Raw genomic sequence first — 299 nt, 5'->3', positions numbered from 1 at the left:
GCTGCGAGACAGGAAAACGATCATCGGGACGTTTATCATTCCCATTTTGGTCATTCCCCTGGTATTCCTCCTGCTTTCCTCGGCGATGAGCAGCGTGCAGCGGGATGCGAAGGCTTACATCCCGTTGGTGGTTGATGCTGACATGAGCAGTCCGCTGGCAGAAAAGATCAAGCAAACGCCGGGGGTAGTACTGTTTTCCGAGCAAGAACCACTGCCGCTTTTACGGGAAGGAAAGATTCGCGCTGTGGTGCATATTCCCGCTGATTTTGAAAAAAGCCTGCAAACCGGCAGCACGGCAC

The 299-nt window shown here is 53.5% G+C and carries 1 protein-coding gene; it reads left to right on the top strand.

Going from position 1 to position 299, the window contains the following annotated elements:
- Positions 1 to 299: ABC transporter permease (locus MXD62_RS08310; RefSeq protein WP_248828819.1), on the top strand; the 299-nt coding region annotated here is incomplete at both ends.

Origin of the sequence: Frankia sp. Mgl5 (assembly GCF_023242985.1) — a bacterium.
GTDB classification, from domain to species: domain Bacteria; phylum Actinomycetota; class Actinomycetes; order Frankiales; family Frankiaceae; genus Parafrankia; species Parafrankia soli.
This window is presented reverse-complemented; position numbering and strand designations above follow the sequence as displayed.